We start from the raw sequence: 21,271 nt of genomic DNA on the forward strand, positions 1-21,271 counted from the left end.
ATTGCCGATCAGGAATGCGGCCCTTGTCGCCGTGCCCCGAAAGTGCGGTCTCGATCTGCCCGGCCTGCCGACGTGGCCAGACCGTCGACAAGCCCTAAGCGCTAGCCGGTTTTGATCCTTTGGGGGGCCGCATTCTCTATCGCGAGGAAAATCGCTTCGAACAGATCCTCGTCGCGGAAGGGCTTGCCGAGCAAGGGCACGTCGGCCGGCCGATCGGCAATCTCCCGGGCATCGGCATAGCCCGTGATCATGACCGCTGGCCAGTCCGAGCGCAAATTGCGCGCGAAGCGGATCACGTCGACGCCGGATACGAGTGGCATGGCGAAGTCGGTGATAATGACGTCGAACTGGTTGGGAGTGCGCTCCATCATGGCCAGCGCCTCCGCCCCTCCTCCCGCGCAGGTCACCTCGAAACCACGTTGGCGAAGGGACTCGGCGGTCAATTGCCGCAAAACATGGCTGTCGTCGATCAGGAGGATTGATGGGTGCTCCATCCCGGCATCGGCGAACGCTCGTTCAATGTCGGGTTCCACCACAGGATCGACCGGCTGTTCGGTCGATCGTGGCAGCCAGAGTTGCATGGTAGTTCCGCGGTTGACGACGCTTTCTATGCGAAGTGTCCCACCTGACTGCTTCATGAAGCCGTAGACCGTGCTGAGGCCGAGGCCCGTTCCCTTACCGACCGGCTTGGTGGTGAAGAACGGTTCGACGACCTTGGCGACAAGATCGGGAGGTATGCCGGATCCGGTGTCCTTGACGGCGATCATGACATAGTCGCCCGGCGGAATATCCTCTGTTGGCGTCCCGATCGATCGATTCTGCGCATGCACGGTTATTGTCCCGCCAGAGGGCATGGCGTCACGCGCGTTGAAAACCAGATTCATCAAGGCCAATTCAAGTTGGCCTGCATCGACATGCACCGGCCAGATCGTGTCATCGATCTGCCAGTCGAAACGGATCAACCCCCCCAGCACGGGCGCCACCAATCCGTTCATCGTGTCGCCCAGCGCAGCAAGGCGCACCGCTTCCGGCTTCAGGGTCTGGCGCCGCGAGAATGCCAGCATTCGCGCGACAAGGTCAGCGCCTTGTTTTGCAGAACGCCGCGTCAGGTCGAGTACCTGTTGCGCCTGATCATCCAACGTAGCCCGGCGTTCAAGCAGCCCTAACCCACTGAGAATTGCGGCGAGCAGGTTGTTGAAATCATGCGCCAGGCCGCCGGTTAGCTTGCCGATAGCGTCGATGCGCTGGGATTGAAGCAGCTGATCCTCAAGACCGCGCCGCTCGGTGATGTCAAGCAATGTGCCGATAATTTCCGGTTCACGGCCATCTGAGCCGTCCGACATCACGCCCTGGTCGAGAAAGATGCGATACTCGCCATTGGCGCAATGCCAGCGGAACTCGCACGTATAGGAGCCGGTGGTTTTGGCCGCCAGCAGCGCTTGCTTCAATCGCGGCAGGTCGTCGGGATGAACGCGGCTGAGACCGAACTCCGGATCCGATGTCAGGTATTCAGGCGCAAAGCCGGTCAAGCGCTCGACGCCCTCGGTAACAAAGCGCGCCGCGAAGGGTGGCTCGGCTGCCCGAGCATGAAAGCAGACCGGCAACGAATTCAGGATGGCATCCTGCCGTTGCTCGGCGCTGCGCAGCGCGCGTTCGGCCTGAAGCTTGTCCTTGTGCGCCTGCAACGCCTGCGCCAATAGTCCCTGCTCGACCTCCGCCTTGCGCTGGATCTCGAGCGTCTTCTCGTGGAGTTCGACGAAAACCGCGACTTTCGAACGCAGCATGATCGGATCGAATGGCTTGAACACATAGTCGACCGCGCCGGCATCATAGCCGCGCAGCATATGCGCATCCTCCTTGTTGATGGCGGTCAAGAAGATGATTGGGGTGCGCTTGGATTGCTCGCGCTGGCGGATAAGTGCGGCCGTTTCATACCCGTCCAACCCTGGCATGAGGACATCCAGGAGAATGACGGCGAACTCCTCTTTCAGCAGAAAGCGCAGAGCCTCTTCGCCCGATTGGGCGCAGATGACCTCTCCGACAGTCGCGAGCACTTCGCTGATCGCCAGCAGATTGCGCTCATCGTCGTCCACCGCCAGGATGCGGGCTCTTGCCGGCCCTTCGGCAAGAGCTGCCACCTCAAGTTTCCTTACCCTGTTTCTTGCCAGCTTTTGCATCGAACGGCCGTCAGTTCGCTGCCAGGAGAAGTTTTTCCGGGCTCTCGACACGGGATCGGGCACGCCCGATCCAGACACGAAGCAGTGCCAGCAGGAGATCCAGGTCGACGGGTTTGGCGATGTAGTCGGAAGCCCCGGCATCCAGACATTTTTGCCGATCCCCCTTCATCGCCTTTGCGGTGACGGAAATCAGCGGGATATGAGCAATCGCCGGTGTGCCGCGAATCCGCCGCATCGTCTCGTAGCCGTCCATCTCCGGCATCATGATATCGATCAATGCCACGTCGACATCGGGCGCCTGTTCAAGAAGCGCGATGCCATCACGGCCCCGCTCGGCATGCAGAACCTGTATGTCATAGGTCTCCAGAACACTGGTGAGCGAATAGATATTGCGAATGTCGTCATCGACGATGAGAACTTTCGCCCCGGCGAGATCGGACTTGCCGTTGTGTTCAGTTCCTGCCCAGGCCTCTTGGCGACCTTCTCCCGGCAGCGTTGCCGAAATATGCAGCGCCAATTGAGCGAAGTTCTCCGCCCGCGGTGCTTCCGCCAAGGCCGGGTTCAACGCCAGTACCTGTTCAAGCGCGTCCGGGTGAGGCGTAAAGAACAGCAGCTGCGGCAAGGCTTCGCCGAAGTGGCCGGTGATCTCGTCCAGCGCCTTTGCGTTGTCCTTGGCGGAGCGTCCAAAGCCGAGCACGACGGCATCATAGGAGGCGAGGCCAACGTCTTCTGCATTTGCCGCAACTCGACCGATCGCGGTGACCGACGTTACGCCGTCGCGGATTGCCTCGACCAGCGCCAGACGCCGCTCCGGGTCAGGGTCCACGACCAGAACGCGGCGCTGAACGCGGAGCTTCTTCGAGTGGATATCCTGAAACACCTTCATCAGCTCGTCCGAGGAAACGGGCTTGGTGGAAATGCTGGACGCCCCCTTGCGTGCGAGACTGTCGATGTCTTCGGCACCCGAGATGACATGGATGGGAATTCCCCTCGTCTTCTGGTCATGCCGCAGCAGATCGAAAAGCACCCAGCCATCGATATCCGAAAGCCCGAGATCAAGCGTGATTGCGTCGGGAACGAGCTTGCGGGCCAATGCCAGCGTGCCGGAACCTGCATTCGACAGAACGCCTTTCAGCCCGGCTGACCGGGCGAGGCCGAGCAGCAACCCGCCAAAGGTCGGGTCGTCCTCGACGATCAACACGATCCGATCGGTGGGTAGGATTGAATCGCGGTCGTCGATCAGCTCTGCCGAGGCCGGACTGCTGAGCAGAGCTGTCGCAGTAACCGCCTCCGCCGCCGGAGCCAGGGTCGACTGTACTGTCGTCACGCGGGGGCCGTCGAACGGGATGATGAGGGTAAATGTCGACCCCTTGCCCGGCGTGCTTTCGACCCGCAATTCGCCGCCAAGCAAGCGAGCGATCTCGCGGCTGATCGAGAGCCCAAGGCCGGTGCCGCCATACTTGCGGCTGGTGGTGCCGTCGGCCTGCTGGAAGGCCTCGAAAATCAGCTTCTGTTTGTCTTCTGGAATGCCAATGCCGGTGTCGGTGACGGCGATCGCGAGAGCCTTCACCGGCTGCGTCGCGCCATTGCGGCGGCCGGCCTTTTCAACCCGGAAGTTCAGGCTGACCTCGCCTTCCGAGGTGAATTTGAATGCGTTGGAAAGCAGGTTGAGGACAATCTGCTGCAAGCGTTTCTCATCTGTGCGGACCGTGTCGGGAAGCGCCGGATCGACCTTGATGGTGAAGCCAAGTCCCTTGTCGGCTGCCAGCTGACGAAAAGTTCGTTCCATATGCTGGCGAAGATGCGTCACCGGCATATCGTTGATGTCGATGGAAACAGTGCCCGACTCGATCTTCGACAGATCGAGGATATCGTTGATGAGGCTGAGAAGATCGGTTCCTGCCGAATTGATGGTGCGGGCGAACTCTACCTGTTTTTCGTTGAGGTTGCCGTGCTGGTTGGTCGCCAGCAGGTTTGACAAAATGAGCAGCGAATTGAGCGGCGTGCGCAGTTCGTGGCTCATATTGGCCAGGAACTCGGACTTGTATTTCGACGTGAGTGCCAGTTGCTCGGCTTTCTCCTCCAGCGCGCGTCGCGCCATCTCGATTTCGAGATTCTTGTTTTCGACCTGCTTCTTTTCGTTCTCGAGCAGCTGCGCCTTTTCCTGCAGCTCCTCGTTCGTCGCATGCAGCTCTTCCTGCTTTTTTGTCAGCTCGGTTTGACGCGCTTGCAATTCCGACGTCAGCAGTTGCGACTGCTTGAGCAGGCCCTCCGTGCGCATCGTCGCAGCGATGGTGTTGAGAACGATGCCGACGGATTCCATGAGCTGGTTGAGGAACGACTGGTGTGTGTCACGAAACTCGCCGAACGAGGCGAGCTCGATGACGGCTTTGACTTCATCCTCGAACAGGGCAGGCAGGATGATGACATTGGCTGGCGAGGCGCTGCCAAGACCAGATGTGACCCGAAGGAATTCTGGCGGCACATTGTCCAGCATGATGGCGCGCTTGTCGGCGGCACTTTGCCCAACCAGGCCCTCTCGCAGATCAAGCCGCTGCTTGATGGCAGCTTTGCTCTCGGCGCCATAGGAAGCCGCCAGCTCAAGATAGGATTCCTCCTCGTCGCGATTGGTGACGTAGAACACCCCATACTGGGCGTTCACCAGAGGAGCGAGTTCGGACATGATGAGCCGCGAGACGGTGGCAAGATCGCGCTCGCCTTGCAGCATGCGCGAAAACCGGGCGAGATTGGTCTTCAACCAGTCCTGCTCGGCATTCTTCAGCGTCTGATCCTTCAGATTGCGGATCATTTCGTTGATGTTGTCTTTTAGCGCGGCGACCTCGCCGGACGCTTCGACGCTGATCGAACGGGTAAGATCGCCCTTGGTCACCGCCGTCGAAACCTCGGCGATGGCACGCACCTGGGTGGTCAGATTGGCAGCGAGTTGATTGACGTTGTCGGTGAGGTCGCGCCAGAGGCCGGCGGCACCTGGCACACGCGCCTGACCGCCGAGCTTGCCCTCGATGCCCACCTCACGGGCGACGTTGGTCACCTGGTCGGCAAAGGTGGCAAGCGTCTCGATCATGCCGTTGATGGTGTCGGCCAGCAGGGCGATCTCTCCCTTCGCGTCGACCGTCAGTTTGCGCCTGAGATTGCCTTGCGCGACCGCCGTCACGACATCGGCGATGCCGCGCACCTGATTGGTCAAGTTCGTCGCCATCAGGTTGACGTTGTCGGTCAGGTCCTTCCAGGTACCGGCAACACCTTCGACGCGCGCCTGGCCACCAAGCTTGCCCTCGGTGCCAACCTCACGCGCGACTCGGGTGACCTCGCCGGCGAAGGAGTTCAACTGGTCCACCATGGTGTTGATGGTCGACTTGAGCTCCAGGATTTCGCCCTTCACATCGACGGTGATCTTCTTCGACAGGTCGCCGCGCGCCACGGCGGTCGTGACTTCGGCGATGTTGCGCACCTGGCCGGTCAGATTCTCGGCCATCGAGTTCACATTGTCTGTGAGATCCTTCCACGTGCCGGCAACGCCGCGCACCTGCGCCTGGCCTCCCAACTTGCCTTCCGTGCCGACCTCGCGTGCCACGCGCGTGACTTCCGAAGCGAAGGAATTAAGCTGGTCCACCATTGTGTTGATGGTGTCCTTCAGCTCCAGGATCTCGCCGCGGACATCGACGGTGATCTTCTTCGAAAGGTCCCCGAGCGCCACGGCGGTGGTTACCTCGGCGATGTTGCGCACCTGGCCGGTCAGGTTGGCCGCCATGGCGTTGACGTTTTCGGTCAGATCCTTCCACGTGCCGCCGATGCCGCGCACCTGGGCCTGGCCGCCGAGCTTGCCATCGGAGCCGACCTCGCGCGCCACACGTGTCACTTCCGAAGCGAAGGAATTGAGCTGGTCGACCATCGTGTTGATGACGTCCTTGATCTGCAAGATCTCGCCCAGCGCGTCGACGGTGATCTTCTGGGTCAAGTCGCCGGTCGCGATGGCCGTTGCCACCTTCGACACGTCACGCAACTGCACCGTCAAATTGCCGGCCATGGCGTTGACGTTGTCGGTCAGATCCTTCCAGGTGCCACCGACGCCTTCGACATGCGCCTGGCCACCAAGCTTGCCTTCCGATCCCACTTCGCGGGCCACACGCGTGACCTCAGAGGCGAAGGAGTTCAGTTGGTCGACCATCGTGTTGACGGTGTCCTTGAGCTCCAGGATCTCGCCTTTGACGTCGACGGTGATCTTCTTCGACAGGTCGCCGCGCGCCACGGCGGTGGTGACTTCTGCGATGTTTCGAACCTGGCCAGTCAGGTTGGCGGCCATGAGATTGACGTTGTCGGTCAAATCCTTCCATGTGCCGCCGACGCCCCTCACCTCTGCCTGGCCGCCCAGCTTGCCTTCGGTGCCGACCTCGCGTGCCACGCGCGTCACTTCCGAGGCAAAGGAGTTCAGTTGGTCGACCATCGTGTTGATGGTGTCCTTGAGTTCCAGGATTTCGCCTTGCACGGCGACCGTGATCTTCTTGGACAGATCGCCCGACGCGACCGCCGTGGTCACCTCGGCGATATTGCGCACCTGACCGGTCAGGTTCTCGGCCATCGAGTTGACGTTGTCGGTGAGGTCCTTCCAGGTGCCGGCGACGCCGCGCACCTGCGCCTGGCCGCCAAGCTTGCCTTCGGTGCCAACCTCGCGTGCCACGCGCGTGACCTCGCCCGCGAATGAATTCAGCTGGTCCACCATCGTGTTTATCGTGGATTTCAGCTCGAGAATCTCGCCCTTCACGTCCACCGTAATCTTCTTCGACAGGTCGCCCAAAGCCACCGCGGTCGTCACTTCGGCGATGTTGCGCACCTGGCCAGTCAGGTTCTCGGCCATGGAATTCACATTGTCGGTCAGATCCTTCCACGTACCACCAACACCCTCAACGCGCGCCTGGCCGCCAAGCTTGCCTTCAGTGCCGACCTCGCGCGCCACGCGCGTCACTTCCGAAGCGAAGGAATTAAGCTGGTCCACCATCGTGTTGATGGTGTTCTTCAGTTCTAGGATTTCGCCCTTGACATCGACTGTGATCTTCTTCGACAGGTCGCCCGACGCGACCGCCGTCGTAACCTCCGCGATGTTGCGCACTTGCCCGGTCAGGTTCGTGGCCATCGCGTTGACGTTGTCGGTCAGATCTTTCCACGTGCCGGCGACGCCCTTGACCCGGGCTTGGCCGCCGAGCTTGCCTTCCGTACCGACCTCGCGCGCCACGCGCGTCACCTCAGAGGCGAAGGAGGCCAACTGGCCGACCATGGTGTTGACGATCTTGCCGATGCGCAGGAATTCGCCGCGCAGCGGTCGGCCATCAATTTCGACCATCATGGTCTGCGAAAGGTCGCCCTTGGCGACGGCGCCGATAACGCGCGCAACCTCAGCCGTTGGCTGAACCATGTCTTCGATGAGATCATTGACTGAACGGACACTGGATTCCCAACTGCCGGTGGCATTGCGAACCCGGCCGCGCTCGCCTATCCGCCCCTCCTTGCCGACGACCCGGCTCAAGCGCTCGAACTCGCGCGTCACTTGGTCGTTGAGGTCAGCGATCTCATTGAAAGTCTCAGCTATCTCAGAATCGAGGCCTTCATAAACATTGTCGATGCGGACGGAGAAATCGCCGCGCCGGAAGGCTTTCAGAGAATTCAGGATGCTTCGACGGTCCAATTGCTTCTTGGATGCCTGCACGGTCACAGCGCCACTCCCAGCCCTATGGATTTATACGGATAAAGTTGCCCCCGCGGCCAATGGTGGATCGCGCCGCAAGACCCCAAACGCGGCATCTTCAATTTTGTTCCATCGTGCCGTGAATTCCAGGCCGACGGTTGCGCCTTGGTTTGAACGCCGGATTTTCATGATGCGGTTGTGGATTTATCGTGCTTCAGCCGACGACACGTCATAGCCGTTTGCCATTGCCAGAGAGGCATGAATTGCGTTGCGCAACTCGGAAGGCGAGGCAGCCACCCGGTGGTCGAAGCTCACGGCAATTTTCTTGCCGGACATGGCATGGACCATAAGCCCGACAATTCCTCGTCGTCGCAGCGACACTCAGGAAACTTGCGCGGATTCCATCGACCGCAAACGCCGTCGACACAATGTCGTCAGCGCGATTGCCAGCGACTAGGTTTCAAGGTCAATGACTTCGCTTTTCAGCAAATCACCCTCCCAGCGGAAGGCCGACGGCAGAGGCGCCGGATGTCTCGCAAAGATTGCTAGATGCCGGCATCGAGTCTTCGGCGCTGTATCCTGTCCATTCTATGACGGTTGGCCGCGCTGTCGATAGCTCTGCAAGGCTTTGTACGCTTCCAGACACTGATTCACGCGAGCGAGCAGATCAGGCAATCGTGCCGTTAATATACGTTTTCCGGTTCACTGTAGTGCCGTCCGCCAACTGAAACAGTCCGCCCGACCAGAATGACGATTGTCGGCCCTTTCACTTGAAGCCCCCCAGATCAGCGAGTGAGTTGTGGCCAACACTCCAACACCTCCGCCATGCTGGCCGCCTCAATCTGCTCACTGAAGCGGGAATGGTAGACTTCCATCAGTGCGTCATGGGTCTGGTCGGCAGAGCTGCAGATGGCATCGGTGACGAGAATGACGCGAAAGCCACGATCGATGGCGCCAAGCACGGTCGCGAGAACGCAAACGTCGGTTTCGCCACCGGTGATCACGAGCGCACGCACGCCGGAGCCACTCAGCAGCGCGTCGAGCCGCCCCTCGGTCCAGGGCGAATAGACATGTTTGTCGACCACCGTCGCCGGCGGCACGAATCGTGCAAGTTGAGGCATCAGCTCGATCAGGCGCGGATCGATGTTGGAAAGGGTTACCTCCGCCCACCGACGATAGTAGTTTGCCCACATTCCCGGCGCCTCGCCCGGGCGGGCGGCAGGAATGAAGCGCGTGAACAGGGTACGGCTGGCATGTCTGGCGACCAGTTCTTCGATCGCCGGGACCACCTTTTCAGCCCACGGCACGGGCCAAGGTCCACCCGGCGCAAACAGGCGCTGCATGTCGACGCACAGATGCAGGCCATCGTCGCCTATTGGTCCGTGAATCAATCCTTGGGCGGCCACTGGTGGATTCCGTCGGGTTTGGGTTACTGGCCTGCCTGCCGCGCTGCATCGGCCTCAGCCACATCAACAGTGTAAAGCAATTCACCGTTTTCGTTGGATACCCTCACGAGCCAGCCGGACAGAGCGTCCGTGCCAGGCTGCAGGTCGGCGAGAAGATCGATTGCGCAGCGGATAGCTTCGGACCGGGCCGCCTCAAGGCTCGCCATCCTCGACGGCGGTATGCGTCGGCTGGTTTCGCCATCGCGATACTCAAAGACATATACGTCGCCGGCGCCGTCGCTTGCAGAGGTTATCTCGACCTGGTCGAAATTGCCGTTGCTGCTCGCGTCATATTCATTGGCTGCGAGATCAAAGGTCGCTGTCTGGACCAGGATTGCCTTTGCGCGGGCAAGCACGTCATCTTCAGCATGTATCCCGACGTTTGCCATGTCCACCGTAACGCAGTCGCCGCCCTCGCCGCAAAATATCACCCGGCGAACCGACTGCCCGTCTGGCGCCCTGGCATTCACCACTTCGGTCCGAACGACTTGCATGACACTCTCCTGCCTGTGTCTGACAATGTTCATGGTGCGCTTTCGGTTCCTGCGGATGCAGGCGCCGGCCCGGCTGTCGAGACCGACAGGACTTCCCCGCCGGACATTGACGTGCACCGAGCCCCCGCCGCAGGAACAATTCGAACGGAAACGCGTTGCCCTAGCTGGAAACGGGATAAGCGCAAAATGGCCGCGCCACGTGCTGCCTGGAAGGGCTTCTTGAAGGTTGGTTCGGTTACTTGCGGCGTGAAGATTGTCGGCGCAACCAGCGAAGCATCCAAGATCCATTTCAAGATTTTGAACCGCAAGGACGGTCTGCCGGTCAGGAGCGTCTACGCCGACGAGGAGACCGGAAAGCTGGTGGATGCAGCGGATCAGGTGAAGGGTTTCGAGATCGAAAAAGACGAATTTCTCCAGATCGAACCTGACGACATAAAGGCGTTGAAGCTGACGTCGAAGCACACGCTCGAAGTCGGCGAATTCGTATCGATTGACGATATCGATACGCGCTATCTCGAGAAGCCCTACTATCTGATCCCGGCCGACGGCGCCGCAATCGAAGCATACGGAGTGATCCGCGATGCCATGAAGAACAAGGGCGTGGCCGCTCGATCCTGCGTGGTGCTCTACCAGCGCGGCCGCGAAGTGCTGATTCAGCCCTATGGCAAGGGCATGGTGATGACCGAGCTTCGCAACCACAACGAAATGGTTTCGGAAAGCACTGTGTTCGATGGATTGGCCAAGCAGAAATACGACCCCGATCTGCTCGAAATCGCCGGCATGCTTATTGACAAAAAAGTGACGACCTTCGATCCCTCGAAATTTGAAGACACCTATGAAGACGCGCTGATCGCCATGATCGATGCAAAGCGCAAAGGCAAGAAGCTGCCGAAGCCCGCACCAAGGCCACAGGAGAATGTCATCAACCTCGCTGAGGTGCTGAAGAAGAGCCTCAAACAGGAAGGGCTGGCGAGATCCACAAAGAGAGCCTCACCGAAACGCAAGACAGCATAGTTGATAACTGCCCAGCCAGAAGGTCCGCACAGCAGCTCCAGCCGCCCTTAATAGCTCGGAACAATTCTCGCGGTTGCCCGTTGGCCACCAAGGACGATGCCTTATGGCCGAGATCAAGAACGTCGACAGGGCAGTCCTCAAAGAGCCAGAGGCAGCGGATGCCAACATTGCGCTCAAAGGAGCCGGAACGCAGGACTCTGATCGGGCGCCGACAAGCCCCAGGACCGCTGGCCATCGGTAAAAATACATGGGGTGTGAAAAGACCCTTTCGCCTCCAGACGCGGCGACGCGCGACCTGTGGCGGGCCGAACCCCACGCCCAAGCGAAACCCGGAGAATAGATGTGCCCCCCAAACCAGAGCCAACCGAAGAGCCGCCAGTGGATGCGCCGACGTGGACGCCGGACATACGCGAGCCTGAGCCGGATCTTCTTCCCGACGAAGTGCCAGTTCCTAATCCGGACGAGAACCGTGATCCGCCAAAGCGAGGCGTGGTGACAGACTGAACAACGAGTTTGGTCCGGCATCCTCCTGCAAAGGCGTTTATCTCGCCGCCGGGTTCAAGATCGCCAGTGAAATGCGACTGGATTTGGCTGCGCCGAATGCTTGACGGATTTGGTCTCGATGGTGTGGACCTGTCGACGCCTCGCCAAGCCTCATTTTCCAAGTATCTGTTCGAACGTGCATTGCTTCGGGCTTTTGTCAGGACGCCATCGCAGAAATTTGGTGCCATGACGGAAACGATCGCCGGTGACATGATCGAACCGCACCTCCGCCACCAGTTCGGGCCGCAATGGCTCCCATTGTCCGCTTCTTTCCGTGCTCCACCGACTGGGACCGCCCGGCGCTTTTCCCGTGAAGCCAGGAGCCGATCGCAAAGCTTCAAGTTGTCGCGTAAGCTTGGCCCTGTCCTCCCGGGCGATCGTCGAAGTGAACCCGACATGGTCGAGTTGCCCCTGGTCATTGTACAGGCCAAGCAACAGGGAGCCGACTTCACGCGAATTCGCCAGGTAGCGGAACCCTCCGACGACACAATCGGCCGTGCGCAGGCGCTTGACTTTGACCATGGCGCGCTCGCCGGGTCGATATTCGTCATCGAGAAGCTTGGCAACGACCCCGTCGGTCGAACCTTGTCCGGATTGGCCAAGCCATCTGCCTGCCGCCGCCAAATCACGCGTCGCCCGAGACAGTTCGAGATCCTTTCGCGCGGCCGACTTTACGAACAGTTCGAGTGCAGCGCGCCGAACCGAGAGCGGCTGCTGCATCAAGGCGCCCTCGGAGGTCGCCAACATGTCAAAGAGGATCAGCTTTGCCGGCGTCGCGACCGACAGTTTCCGGATCCTGCTTTCCGCCGGATGCAGCCGCATCTGCAAGGCGTCGAAAGAAAGAGAGCCTGCAATTTCGATGACGATCTCACCATCGACCACGAACTCTTTTGTTTTCAGTTCATGCAACATCGCGACGACTTCCGGGAAATACCGCCCTAACGGCTTGCCGGATTTTGCACGCAACTCCACGGCCGCGCCGGATTTAAAGGCCAGGCAGCGGAACCCGTCCCATTTGGGTTCGTATTGCCATCGGCCAGCATCGGCCGGCAACGTGTCGGCAGCCTTTGCTTCCATCGGCGCCGTGCTCAACGCCACGCCGAAAGACGATTTTACACTCGTCGGCAGATCGCGAGAGATGGCAGATTCGCCCGTCATGAAAGTTCCGTGGACAACGATGGAGATCGACTCAACGCAGCACTGGTGCCGGCTTTGGAAAAAATCATGCTCCAACAGGGTTAGGTCATGATGAGATTTCAACCAATCTCATCATGACCTGGGACGGTCTACTCGGCAGCCTGCATGTTGATCTTGCTTTCCGCCATTTCGGTGAGCTTGCGATCGGTCGCCTGCTCTTCTTTCAGGTTCTTGGCCAATACGTTGGCGCAGTCACTGCGGCCAAGCTGCTTGGCCCAGGCGATGAGCGTGCCATATCTGGTCATCTCATAGTGTTCGACCGCCTGCGCCGACGCTATCAGCGCCGCGTCTAGAACCTCCTTGTCGTCGACGTCGCCGCTCACATCGTCGGCTTCCTCCAGAATGCCGTCTATCGCCGGGCAGTTGACCTCCTTGGCCTTGACGCCATGCAATTCGAACACCTGTTCGACGCGCTCGATATGGCCTTTGGTCTGCTCGAGGTGTTTTTCGAATCCGGCCTTCAATTGCGGATCGGTTGCCTTGCCGATCATCTTCGGCAGCGCTTTCTCGATCTGCTTTTCGGCGTAATAGATGTCGCGCAGCGTGTGCACGAAGAGATCGTCGAGTGTCTTGATGTCCTTCGAAAAGAAGCCCATGGCCTTACCTTTCATTGTGCAGAAGTTCGGGTTCGGCGGCGGCTTGCCCGCCACCCGCGGAGGCCGGGAACTCGTCCCGGCTTGCTGGTCAACGCACCGGTGCTGGAGGAGTTCCTGATTCCGAGCCGGCCGTTACTCCTTTTGGAGACGCTGCGGTCCATCTCCGGAGGAGCTTTGACCCGATCACACGTTCCATGGTCCAGCGAGGACCCTCAGGCGCACGCCGGCGCGGAAAAACTGACGGCCAGGAGAGCCGAAACGTGCTGTGCGCCGCAAGCTCTCGCAGGCGATGGCTGCCTCGGCAGATGCAATGCCAGCGTCGGGCGCGCACTATTGTCGGGAGAACTCTTGGTCAAGCATGCGAAGGCCCTCTTCATATTTGGCCGCCGACGCTCCGACCTGCCTCGACTGCCAGATGTTGTCCTCCAGATCGGCGCGTTTTACGGGGAGCGCCACTGGGTTCGACGCAGCCCGCCGGACAAAGGCGAAATACTCCTCATCCGGCCTGCGCGACATGGCATCGACCGCCGCGGCAATTGTCGGTCCGAAGCCTGCTTCTTCGAGCTTGGCGCGGGTCCAGCCTTCGCCTTTCTCCAGAACGTCATGAAGGTAGGCAACAGTCTTCTGATCGATTGTCTCGACGGCGTCGACGATACGGCGGCAATGCTCGATGTAGGGCCGCCCGGTCTTATCACGCTGAGACGCGTGAACCTCCTCCGCAATCTTTGCCGCCTGGTAGAAAATGCTCATCGCGCCTGTCGTTACCGTGATTGTCTCTGCCTGATGAAACCTATTCGACGATATGTGGCGTGTGTCGCTTGTCCTCGGCAGGATCGACATCGATACGGGCCTTTTCCGGATCGAAAGCGCCGTGACCTGCAATAGCCAGAGCAGCCGCATCGGGCGTTTCGTAGGCCCACATGAAATCATCGGAAGAACTGCCGACGGCGTGGACACGCCAGTAGCTTGCGGTGCCTTTGAGCGGGCACCGGGTGGTGGTGTCGGTCTTTTCGAAAAGATCGAAATAGATGTCCTCGAACGGGATATAGAAAACGGGCTCGTGCCCGTCTTCACGCAGGACCTTCGCCCGCTCCGTAGCTGCGACGATGGCGTCGGAAAACCGCACCGTCACCGTGCCGGAAAACGGTTCTATGGCCAATCGGCCAAGGTTTTGCTGTGAAGTTGCGCCTGAAGTTTGCATCTGAATTTCTCCCTGGCGATTACCGCAAGATCGGTCATGCCTGGAGACGAAATGCGCGGCGGCGCTTCAGGTTCCGGCATGTCCGATGAAGCTGAATGGCAGCCGGCCTTAAAGCGCCTACCGCCTGCCGTATCCAGCAGTACTCGTCAGTAAGGCGCGGTAAAATGCACGTCCAACCCATTCGAAGATTTTGGAAGGACGACACGGTCGTCGCTTCCGTGGAGCGTCAGGGCTGGCACCGAAATGATCTTCGCCGCCACTTGCCGGCGGGCGAGTTCGTGGCTGGAGATGCTCCAGCTGTTTGGCCGTCGTCAGCTGCCGCCTCATGTACGGGCTCCGGGGCGGCCTCAGTTGCTGCCAAGTGGGCCGCAAGGTCCCTATAGACCTTGTCCCTGCCGCCATCGTGTTTAGCGATCAGGCCAAGTAGGTCATGACGGCTTAGCTTTGCAATCTTCATTAGGAATTCGAATTCGTGCTTCGGAATCGAGGCGGCTAAGCGATCGAGTTTGGCCCGCCGGGTCTCTTTGGACACATGTGCTCCTATGTATCCAGGCAGCACGCGAGGCACGTATTCGGAGGCCCGCCATTGTCTTGATGGCGGGCCTTCGGGCGGCCGAAGCCGCTAGGTCCATCGGCTACTTGTTGCAATTTTGCACGGTCGAGGTCGTTGCGCCACTTGCAGTGTTGTTATCGATGTCATTGCCTGCGGCGTCCTTGCAACGGTCGGTCATGCCGTTCGATTTTGTAGTCGAGTTTGTGGAATTCGGATCGGTTGGCACGGCCGCATTCCCGCTGCCAGTGCCATTGCCAGCGGCGCCGCCGCTGCCAACAGTTCCAGTACCAGTTCCATTACCCGTGCCAGCCGTGCCGCCAGCACCCGTTCCATTTGTCTGCGCCAGGGCGGAACCGGCCAAGGCAATAGTTAGCACCGACGCGGCTAGAATTTTCTTCAACATTGGAGTCTCCGTGTTTGAATCGCCGAATTGCGATCGCTTTCCCAACGACAGGTTTTTCTCATTGTTCCCGGCGTAATGGATTGTGATCCGCAGCAGCCTTCGTCGAGGTGGACACTCTTGACGGCGCACGAATTGTGATGAGACCTGACAAGGGCAGGATGGGCTTTGTTCAACACCAAAGCGATATGTTGGGCGCGGCTGCATGCATCCGACGCGGATCGCGATGCGGAATGTGGGCAAGACGGGTTACAACAGAAGCGGCGGCGATCAGAGCTGCGAGCGAACCGGCCGCCTTGATGTTAATCTGACGGTTGAATCTCAAGACCATTCCGACGCAGGAGCAGAACGCATGCCGGCTTGATCCGAAGGATTTACAATCGCTCTGGCTCACAACGGGGATGGACGAACGCAGGCGGCCGCTGCGCTCTATCGACACAACATCGAACAAACCGGAATCGATGACCGGGCAGTGATCGGCGCGGAGCTTACCGACCCCTCCGGAAAGATCTGGGGTGGAATTTGGGGCAGAACGGAACTGGGGCTCCTGTTTCTCGACATGTTCTTCTTGCCTGAAAAATTGCGTGGCCGATCCTATGGATCACAGCTTCTTATGGCGATCGAGGAGGAAGCCGTTAGGCGTGGATGCAAGAGAGCCGTCGTCGAGACGAGCAGTTTCCAGGCGCCTCAATTTTACCGGCATCATGGGTTTGAGGAATTCGGCAAGGTCGAATTCGTTTTTCCAGGACACGCCCGCATCTTCCTTCGCAAGAACCTGCAGTGATCTTTGCGGAGGCGCCATCTGCACGAACGGCTGTTCGCCGGCCAAACGCCGGCGCCTTAGCCCTCCCAGCCGTAGCCATCTACTCCCGAAGGTCCTTTTGCCCTTTCCATCCAGGAAGCTCGGTCATCGGGCATAGCAGCCGCGGTCGCGCCGGATCGGAGATATCGAGTTTATCCCAGGGAATGCGGTACAGGCCGTCGCGGCGGCGCAGCCGAAGCAGGTCGAGCATCGCGATGCCGATGGTCGAGGCCGACAGACGCTCGAACGCGGCGTAGATGCCAACGTGGAATTCAGTAACGACGAGCTCGTCGCCACGCTGTTCGGCGAGAATCTCTTCGATGTGACCGATGCTCTTTCCGCGCTGCGAGAGCACGCGTCGCCCGGCAAGATGTTCGAGGTTGACTGTCCTCATCATCACGCTCCTGGGATGCGCCCGATGACATGATCGCGCAACCAGTCCTGCCAGGCGAAAATCGACGTCTCGCCCACCTCGATGTCACATTCGATGTCGAGCCCGTTGTCCTGCACCTTTTTCCACGCAATCCTGTGTGGCACGGCGTGGCGTTTGCCACCCACCCTCGTCGCCAGTTGCGCCATCCATTCCCCGGGCCGCGCGCCAAGGCGGCGCGCCAAAGTGATGGAGCCGAGTTCTATCGCGACAATCCTTGGTGGTTTGCCCCGCCGCAACTCGGCCACCACTCCGTCGACCTTGCCGATCTTGACCCGCCGGCGGTCGAACACCTGCTTGTCCAGGAGATCACGCATCAATTCCATCATGTGCCTCCGAATATCTGCAGCGGAATCGTCACCACGGCGAGCACGAAGGCAAGCGCGATAATGAAGACAACGGCGGCATTCGAAATGATGCCGTTGCGATGTTCGCCGACATAGCGTTCGTCATTCAGCAGGAAGAGAAATGGAACTACCGTCAGCGGAAGGCTTGCCGCTGTTACCGCCATGGAAAAGATGGTCAGCCTCAGTGGGTCGAGGCCAAGCATGATCGGAATGGCGGCCAAAAACAATGATGCCGTATAGACGGCACTGAAGCCCGGATCATCGCGCGGCTTGCGATCCTCGCCCCACGTCCAGCCAAAGCCCTGTGCCACCAGATATGCCTGTTGCAACCCGACTTCGAGTGCGGCGCCGAAACAGGCAATGGCTAGCGAGGCAACGAATAGAACGAACCCCCAGAAGCCGAATATAGGGATCAGCATCAACGGCAGTTGGTGATAGTCGTCCACCTGGTCGATGCCGTGCGTCGCGAGAACGAGAGCAGCGACGATCAACACGCCGATCGAAATGGTCCCACCGAAGGTCATGCCCAGCCCGGCGATGGCACGATTGGCCCCAAGGTGGCTTTCATCCCACTTGTCCTCGATAGCTCCCGAGGAATAAAACATGAAAAGATAAGGCGATATCGAGGCGCCGAGAATGCTGGCCGCCATGAACCAGTAATTGATGGCATCGTGAGCCGGCAGCGAAGGCACGGCGCTGCCAGCGACCGCTGTCCAGTCGGGCTTTAACATCACCGCACCAACCACGAAGCACAGCGTCACGAGGCCGAGGACCGAAACGCCTTTCTCGATAAAGCCAAACGTGCCTTTCCACAGCAGCAACCATGCCAGCAACGCCACCGGCAGTGCCCACCACTGGAAGCCTATGCCGGTGGCAAGTTCGAGTGCGATGGCCACACCGCCGATCTCAGCGGACAGCACCATGAAATTGACGAGAAGGACGACGAGCAACGGCCATAGGAAGACGTTGAACCCAAATCTTTCACGAATGCCCTCTGAGATCGTGTGATGGCTAATCGCGGCGAACCGACCGGCCATTTCAACCAAAAAGATGATGCATATGGTGCCGAGAACTATGGCCCAGATTAGCTGGAATCCGAAGGCGGCACCCGCCTGCGCCGCCGTAGCCATCGACCCGACTTCGAGGAAACCTCCGACACTGGTGACGACGCCAAGCGATATTTCCAGAAGCTTCTTCACGGCTTTGGTCCGAAAGCGCTGGTGTAAGCGGCGGCGAGCGAGCGCATGGCCGCCCGAAGATCCTGTTGTGCGCTTTTCACCTCAGTGCGATTGTTCACCCGCAATCCCGCCTCGGCATGCGCCACCGCCACCGACAAACTGTTGACTGCTGCCGTCAGTCCTGCTCGCTCGGCTAGTTCAGCGGTCTCGGCCGATCGAATTTGCGCCTCGACATCGGCCAGCGTTTTTCCGACCGAGTGCAGTGCGGCCGTGGCATAGGCGGACGGTGCCGCTCCCTCCACCCAGGCATCCAGTACCATCGATACGGTCTGTGCCGCGGAGGCCGCTGTTCGTGATTGCTGCGCCACCTGATTGGAAGACGAGCATCCGGCCAACCCGGCTAGCATCAGAAGCAAGCACAGCCAGCCAACCGGAAAATGACGGTCGTTATGAGGTACAGCGCGCGTTGGATGCGCCACGCGGATTTCCTCCCCTGCCCGAACCAACTGCGTCCGGCATCAATGATCTAGAGCGCTCGGAGAGCTCGTCAAACGAAACCGACGACGAGCCTGTGAGGTCGGCTAGTCCAACGTAACAAAACGCTCCATCCCGGACAGCCGTTAAAAGAGGGGGGCCCGCGCTTCTCTTTGGCGCGGAGAAGCGCGGGCAGATCGGGCTGAGGGGATGACCCGATCGCGCAGCATCAACATGGGAGGGCAACAACGCTGCACGGTTCGAACTTCCAACTGGGCCACTTGTTCCAACTTCAACTGATCCGTTCTGAGTACTCAATCCATGCGTTCGGGGGGCCTTTTTTTGAAGGTAGGCCATCGCGAGTTCTCATGGCGTAGAACGGTTTTTGTCGCAACGGCTCTCTATGAATGCGCGCAAGGACCGCGACGACGACCGTCGCCTGACCGTCATGACAGCGCACGATCAATCCAGCCCAAACGCCGCGGAACAATTGTGCCCGCTCGTGGTTCCGATGGCACGAAGATGGAGGATATGATGACGGACGCCAAACTCGCTGTGGTGACCGGCGCCTCGAGTGGCATCGGAAGGGAACTCGCAAAGCTGTGCGCTAAAGACGGTTACGACCTGATCATCGCCGCCGACGAGCCGGCTATCCGGCAGGCGGCAGAGGCACTTGAGACCCACAATGTAACGGTCGAAGCCATTGAGGCCGATCTGGCGACCGTCGAGGGCGCCGATCGGTTGATCTCCCAGATCGGCGATCGCGATATCGACCTGTTGTTTCTCAATGCGGGACGCGGGCTCGGCAACGGCTTCGTCGACCAGGACTGGCGAAAAGTCCGCCGGATCATCGACACCAATGTCACCGGAACGGTCTATCTGGCGCATGAACTCGGCGCCAAGATGGCCCGGCGAGGTCGCGGACGCATCCTGTTCACCGGGTCGATCGCCGGCTTCATGCCCGGAACATTCCAGGCCGTCTACAACGGCACGAAGGCGTTCATCGATTCCTTCTCGATCGCGCTCCGCCATGAGCTGAAAGATAGCGGCGTGACGGTCACCGTGCTGATGCCCGGCCCCACGCAGACGCGATTCTTCGAGCGCGCTGAAATGATGGATACCAAGGTCGGCTCCGATGAAAAGGACAATCCGGCCGATGTCGCCAAGACGGGTTACGAGGCGATGATGGCCGGTGATGAACAGGTCGTCAGCGGTTGGAAAAACAAGCTGCAGGTCGCCGCCGCGCATGTCACGCCGGCAGGCACCTTGGCCGAACAGCACCGTAGGATGGCCGAGCCGGGGTCGGCGTCCAGCGACTGAGCCAATATTCGCGTCATCAAAAGGGCTGGCATTCCCAAGGCCGCATGTGCTGCGCGAGGCAATCTATCGCTGCCGCAGGGGCGGCACCATCTCGGTTCCCGGCGTCTATGTTGGTCTGGTCGATCACATCCCGTTTGGCGGCAATGAATAAGGGACCAGCTTTCCGGATGGGCCAGACCCATACGCAACGCTACCTGGAACCTTTATTGGCCATGGTCCAGAACGGCGCAATCGATCGCTCCTTGTGATTACCCACCGGACCGATCTGAAAGCAGGGCCGGATCTCTACAAGACGTTCCGCGACAATCAGGAGGTTGTGTCAAAGTGGTGATGCGGCCTCACGGCCGAGACGGGCAAGGCGACCCACACCTCACTGCAATCACAAGGGAACATTCGCGTCGACGGCCGGTTAGGTGCCACTTCCGTAATGGTCACCTGCCGTCAAAGCGAGCCCATGATGAACCATGACCAGCATGACAATGTACCAGACGCAGCGCGTAGACTTGTCGTCGGAAGCATGGCGGGAGGAATTCTCGCCGCTTATGCTTCCACGGCGTCAGCCGATACGGGAACAGTGCCTGCTAAAGCAGGCCCTGCGAGCCCGATGCTCAAACAGAATCCGGTGACGCAATATCACCAGCCGTCTTTCAAGCCACAGGAACAGAAGTGGCCGGGTTTGGCCAGCAAGATGGTGCCGCGCCCGGACCACGGCGAAACGACCTACAAAGGATCAGGCAGGCTTGCCGGCCGCAAAGCGCTGATAACCGGCGGCGATTCCGGTATTGGTCGTGCGGCGGCGATTGCATTCGCGCGCGAGCGTGCGGACGTTGCTTTCGGCTACCTCCCCGAAGAACAGGAAGACGCCGACGAACTGGTGGACCTAATAAAAGCGGCAGGTCAAAAGGCTTGCCGGCGATATCCGCAATGAGGCCTTTTGCAGAAAGCTGGCCGATGAAGCAGCAACGCCCCTCGGCGGTCTCGACATCCTGGTCAGCAACGCTGCCCGCCTCACTAGAGTCCACGGTCCTCAAAAAGGGCCGCCAAGCCCACCGCTCCTTAGGCGTGGTGGGCTTTCAGACTGTCTACAGGAGGAACCAATGGCTGGCGATGAAATAGAAAGAAGGCGACTGCAGATGTTGATCGAACAATATCTGGAGACCCGTAAGCGACGGCACGATTTCGTGTCGATCGCGAATGCCGAACTCGCGATCAAGGCAGTCATGCCGCATTGCCCGGTGTCGAGCGCAGCGTTGGCAGAGATGATTGCCGCTGGCGCCGTCACTTACGGCCTTGGCGTCCTATTCGACGCGAGGCAAACCGAGGGCGAACTGCCCGTTGTTTGATAGGCTCATCGCCTGACCAATCGTCGCGCGGTCGCCAAGTTTCGCCCAGCGCTGGA

18 protein-coding genes and 2 pseudogenes are annotated in these 21,271 nt (G+C 59.8%); 6 read left to right on the plus strand and 14 right to left on the minus strand.

What is annotated here, in order from left to right; genetic code table 11:
- Nucleotides 1-101: 101 nt before the first annotated feature.
- The 5 genes from NKJ64_RS12400 to NKJ64_RS30495 form a co-directional block, all read right to left on the minus strand.
- On the minus strand, nucleotides 102-2,240 hold the full coding sequence (locus NKJ64_RS12400) for a PAS domain-containing hybrid sensor histidine kinase/response regulator (protein WP_286488118.1): 2,139 nt from the start codon (nucleotides 2,238-2,240) through the stop codon (nucleotides 102-104).
- Nucleotides 2,188-7,899, minus strand: a complete 5,712-nt coding sequence (locus NKJ64_RS12405; protein ID WP_032900108.1) for a HAMP domain-containing protein — start codon at nucleotides 7,897-7,899, stop codon at nucleotides 2,188-2,190. Before NKJ64_RS12405 ends, NKJ64_RS12400 begins: the two co-directional genes overlap by 53 nt.
- A 183-nt stretch (nucleotides 7,900-8,082) precedes the next feature.
- Nucleotides 8,083-8,214 carry a hypothetical protein gene (locus tag NKJ64_RS12410; RefSeq protein WP_280799881.1) on the minus strand — a complete coding sequence of 44 codons (132 nt, stop codon included), beginning with the start codon at nucleotides 8,212-8,214 and terminating at the stop codon, nucleotides 8,083-8,085.
- A 449-nt stretch (nucleotides 8,215-8,663) separates the two neighbouring features.
- The gene (locus NKJ64_RS12415; RefSeq protein ID WP_023687850.1) at nucleotides 8,664-9,284 is read right to left on the minus strand and encodes a cysteine hydrolase family protein; all 621 of its coding nucleotides are present in this window, start codon (nucleotides 9,282-9,284) and stop codon (nucleotides 8,664-8,666) included.
- Nucleotides 9,285-9,307: 23 nt separating this feature from the next.
- Nucleotides 9,308-10,105: a DUF6894 family protein gene (locus tag NKJ64_RS30495; protein ID WP_502902863.1), complete on the minus strand. Its 798-nt coding sequence runs from the start codon at nucleotides 10,103-10,105 to the stop codon at nucleotides 9,308-9,310.
- Between NKJ64_RS30495 and ku the strand changes: the two genes are divergently transcribed.
- Nucleotides 10,004-10,831 carry a non-homologous end joining protein Ku gene (gene ku / locus NKJ64_RS30500; RefSeq protein WP_023681176.1) on the plus strand — a complete coding sequence of 276 codons (828 nt, stop codon included), beginning with the start codon at nucleotides 10,004-10,006 and terminating at the stop codon, nucleotides 10,829-10,831. The genes NKJ64_RS30495 and ku overlap by 102 nt on opposite strands.
- A 654-nt stretch (nucleotides 10,832-11,485) precedes the next feature.
- Here ku and NKJ64_RS12425 read toward each other — a convergent pair.
- From NKJ64_RS12425 to NKJ64_RS12445, 5 genes are all read right to left on the minus strand, one after another.
- Nucleotides 11,486-12,532 carry an ATP-dependent DNA ligase gene (locus NKJ64_RS12425; RefSeq protein WP_023815880.1) on the minus strand — a complete coding sequence of 349 codons (1,047 nt, stop codon included), beginning with the start codon at nucleotides 12,530-12,532 and terminating at the stop codon, nucleotides 11,486-11,488.
- Between the two features lie 128 nt (nucleotides 12,533-12,660).
- A complete protein-coding gene (locus NKJ64_RS12430) occupies nucleotides 12,661-13,167 on the minus strand; it encodes a YciE/YciF ferroxidase family protein (RefSeq protein ID WP_023668075.1) in 507 nt (168 codons plus the stop codon).
- A gap of 330 nt (nucleotides 13,168-13,497) precedes the next feature.
- Nucleotides 13,498-13,917, minus strand: coding sequence for an HD domain-containing protein (locus tag NKJ64_RS12435; protein ID WP_023733187.1), 420 nt, complete (start codon nucleotides 13,915-13,917; stop codon nucleotides 13,498-13,500).
- A gap of 40 nt (nucleotides 13,918-13,957) precedes the next feature.
- Nucleotides 13,958-14,368, minus strand: a complete 411-nt coding sequence (locus NKJ64_RS12440) for a DUF427 domain-containing protein (RefSeq protein ID WP_023704637.1) — start codon at nucleotides 14,366-14,368, stop codon at nucleotides 13,958-13,960.
- Nucleotides 14,369-15,003: 635 nt separating this feature from the next.
- Nucleotides 15,004-15,324, minus strand: a complete 321-nt coding sequence (locus tag NKJ64_RS12445) for a hypothetical protein (protein ID WP_031195797.1) — start codon at nucleotides 15,322-15,324, stop codon at nucleotides 15,004-15,006.
- Between the two features lie 469 nt (nucleotides 15,325-15,793).
- Here NKJ64_RS12445 and NKJ64_RS12450 point away from each other — a divergent pair, with 469 nt between their 5' ends.
- Entirely contained in the window at nucleotides 15,794-16,105 is a 312-nt protein-coding gene (locus tag NKJ64_RS12450) for a GNAT family N-acetyltransferase (RefSeq protein ID WP_352462657.1), read from the plus strand.
- Between the two features lie 79 nt (nucleotides 16,106-16,184).
- Here the strand turns inward: NKJ64_RS12450 and NKJ64_RS12455 are convergent, their stop codons facing one another.
- The 4 genes from NKJ64_RS12455 to NKJ64_RS12470 are packed head-to-tail and all read right to left on the minus strand — an operon-like array spanning nucleotide 16,185 to nucleotide 18,557.
- A complete protein-coding gene (locus NKJ64_RS12455; RefSeq protein ID WP_023736049.1) occupies nucleotides 16,185-16,517 on the minus strand; it encodes a hypothetical protein in 333 nt (110 codons plus the stop codon).
- 2 nt (nucleotides 16,518-16,519) lie between these two features.
- On the minus strand, nucleotides 16,520-16,882 hold the full coding sequence (locus NKJ64_RS12460) for a hypothetical protein (protein WP_245260609.1): 363 nt from the start codon (nucleotides 16,880-16,882) through the stop codon (nucleotides 16,520-16,522).
- Nucleotides 16,879-18,099 carry an NRAMP family divalent metal transporter gene (locus tag NKJ64_RS12465; RefSeq protein WP_023829153.1) on the minus strand — a complete coding sequence of 407 codons (1,221 nt, stop codon included), beginning with the start codon at nucleotides 18,097-18,099 and terminating at the stop codon, nucleotides 16,879-16,881. The genes NKJ64_RS12460 and NKJ64_RS12465 overlap by 4 nt, the downstream gene beginning before the upstream one ends.
- A complete protein-coding gene (locus NKJ64_RS12470; protein WP_245264003.1) occupies nucleotides 18,096-18,557 on the minus strand; it encodes a hypothetical protein in 462 nt (153 codons plus the stop codon). The genes NKJ64_RS12465 and NKJ64_RS12470 overlap by 4 nt, the downstream gene beginning before the upstream one ends.
- A 517-nt stretch (nucleotides 18,558-19,074) precedes the next feature.
- Between NKJ64_RS12470 and NKJ64_RS12475 the strand changes: the two genes are divergently transcribed.
- From NKJ64_RS12475 to NKJ64_RS12490, 4 genes and pseudogenes are all read left to right on the plus strand, one after another.
- The gene (locus NKJ64_RS12475) at nucleotides 19,075-19,872 is read left to right on the plus strand and encodes an SDR family NAD(P)-dependent oxidoreductase (RefSeq protein ID WP_023696321.1); all 798 of its coding nucleotides are present in this window, start codon (nucleotides 19,075-19,077) and stop codon (nucleotides 19,870-19,872) included.
- A 37-nt stretch (nucleotides 19,873-19,909) separates the two neighbouring features.
- Nucleotides 19,910-20,211 (plus strand): annotated as a pseudogene (locus NKJ64_RS12480) (glutathione-dependent formaldehyde dehydrogenase); the annotation flags it as partial.
- 265 nt (nucleotides 20,212-20,476) lie between these two features.
- Nucleotides 20,477-20,879, plus strand: a pseudogene (locus tag NKJ64_RS12485) (SDR family NAD(P)-dependent oxidoreductase); the annotation flags it as partial.
- Between the two features lie 90 nt (nucleotides 20,880-20,969).
- Nucleotides 20,970-21,215, plus strand: a complete 246-nt coding sequence (locus NKJ64_RS12490) for a hypothetical protein (protein ID WP_023687844.1) — start codon at nucleotides 20,970-20,972, stop codon at nucleotides 21,213-21,215.
- Nucleotides 21,216-21,271: the final 56 nt, after the last annotated feature.

It is taken from the genome of Mesorhizobium sp. M0062, assembly GCF_040323125.1.
Classification (GTDB): domain Bacteria; phylum Pseudomonadota; class Alphaproteobacteria; order Rhizobiales; family Rhizobiaceae; genus Mesorhizobium.

Bases quoted from the DNA above. Each gene is read 5' to 3' on its own strand.
- NKJ64_RS12410 (WP_280799881.1), bottom strand. From the start codon at position 8,214: ATGTCCGGCAAGAAAATTGCCGTGAGCTTCGACCACCGGGTGGCTGCC.
- ku (WP_023681176.1), top strand. From the start codon at position 10,004: ATGGCCGCGCCACGTGCTGCCTGGAAGGGCTTCTTGAAGGTTGGTTCG.
- NKJ64_RS30495 (WP_502902863.1), bottom strand. From the start codon at position 10,105: ATGGATCTTGGATGCTTCGCTGGTTGCGCCGACAATCTTCACGCCGCA.
- NKJ64_RS12425 (WP_023815880.1), bottom strand. From the start codon at position 12,532: ATGACGGGCGAATCTGCCATCTCTCGCGATCTGCCGACGAGTGTAAAA.
- NKJ64_RS12430 (WP_023668075.1), bottom strand. From the start codon at position 13,167: ATGGGCTTCTTTTCGAAGGACATCAAGACACTCGACGATCTCTTCGTG.
- NKJ64_RS12435 (WP_023733187.1), bottom strand. From the start codon at position 13,917: ATGAGCATTTTCTACCAGGCGGCAAAGATTGCGGAGGAGGTTCACGCG.
- NKJ64_RS12440 (WP_023704637.1), bottom strand. From the start codon at position 14,368: ATGCAAACTTCAGGCGCAACTTCACAGCAAAACCTTGGCCGATTGGCC.
- NKJ64_RS12445 (WP_031195797.1), bottom strand. From the start codon at position 15,324: ATGTTGAAGAAAATTCTAGCCGCGTCGGTGCTAACTATTGCCTTGGCC.
- NKJ64_RS12455 (WP_023736049.1), bottom strand. From the start codon at position 16,517: ATGAGGACAGTCAACCTCGAACATCTTGCCGGGCGACGCGTGCTCTCG.
- NKJ64_RS12460 (WP_245260609.1), bottom strand. From the start codon at position 16,882: ATGATGGAATTGATGCGTGATCTCCTGGACAAGCAGGTGTTCGACCGC.
- NKJ64_RS12475 (WP_023696321.1), top strand. From the start codon at position 19,075: ATGGAGGATATGATGACGGACGCCAAACTCGCTGTGGTGACCGGCGCC.
- NKJ64_RS12490 (WP_023687844.1), top strand. From the start codon at position 20,970: ATGGCTGGCGATGAAATAGAAAGAAGGCGACTGCAGATGTTGATCGAA.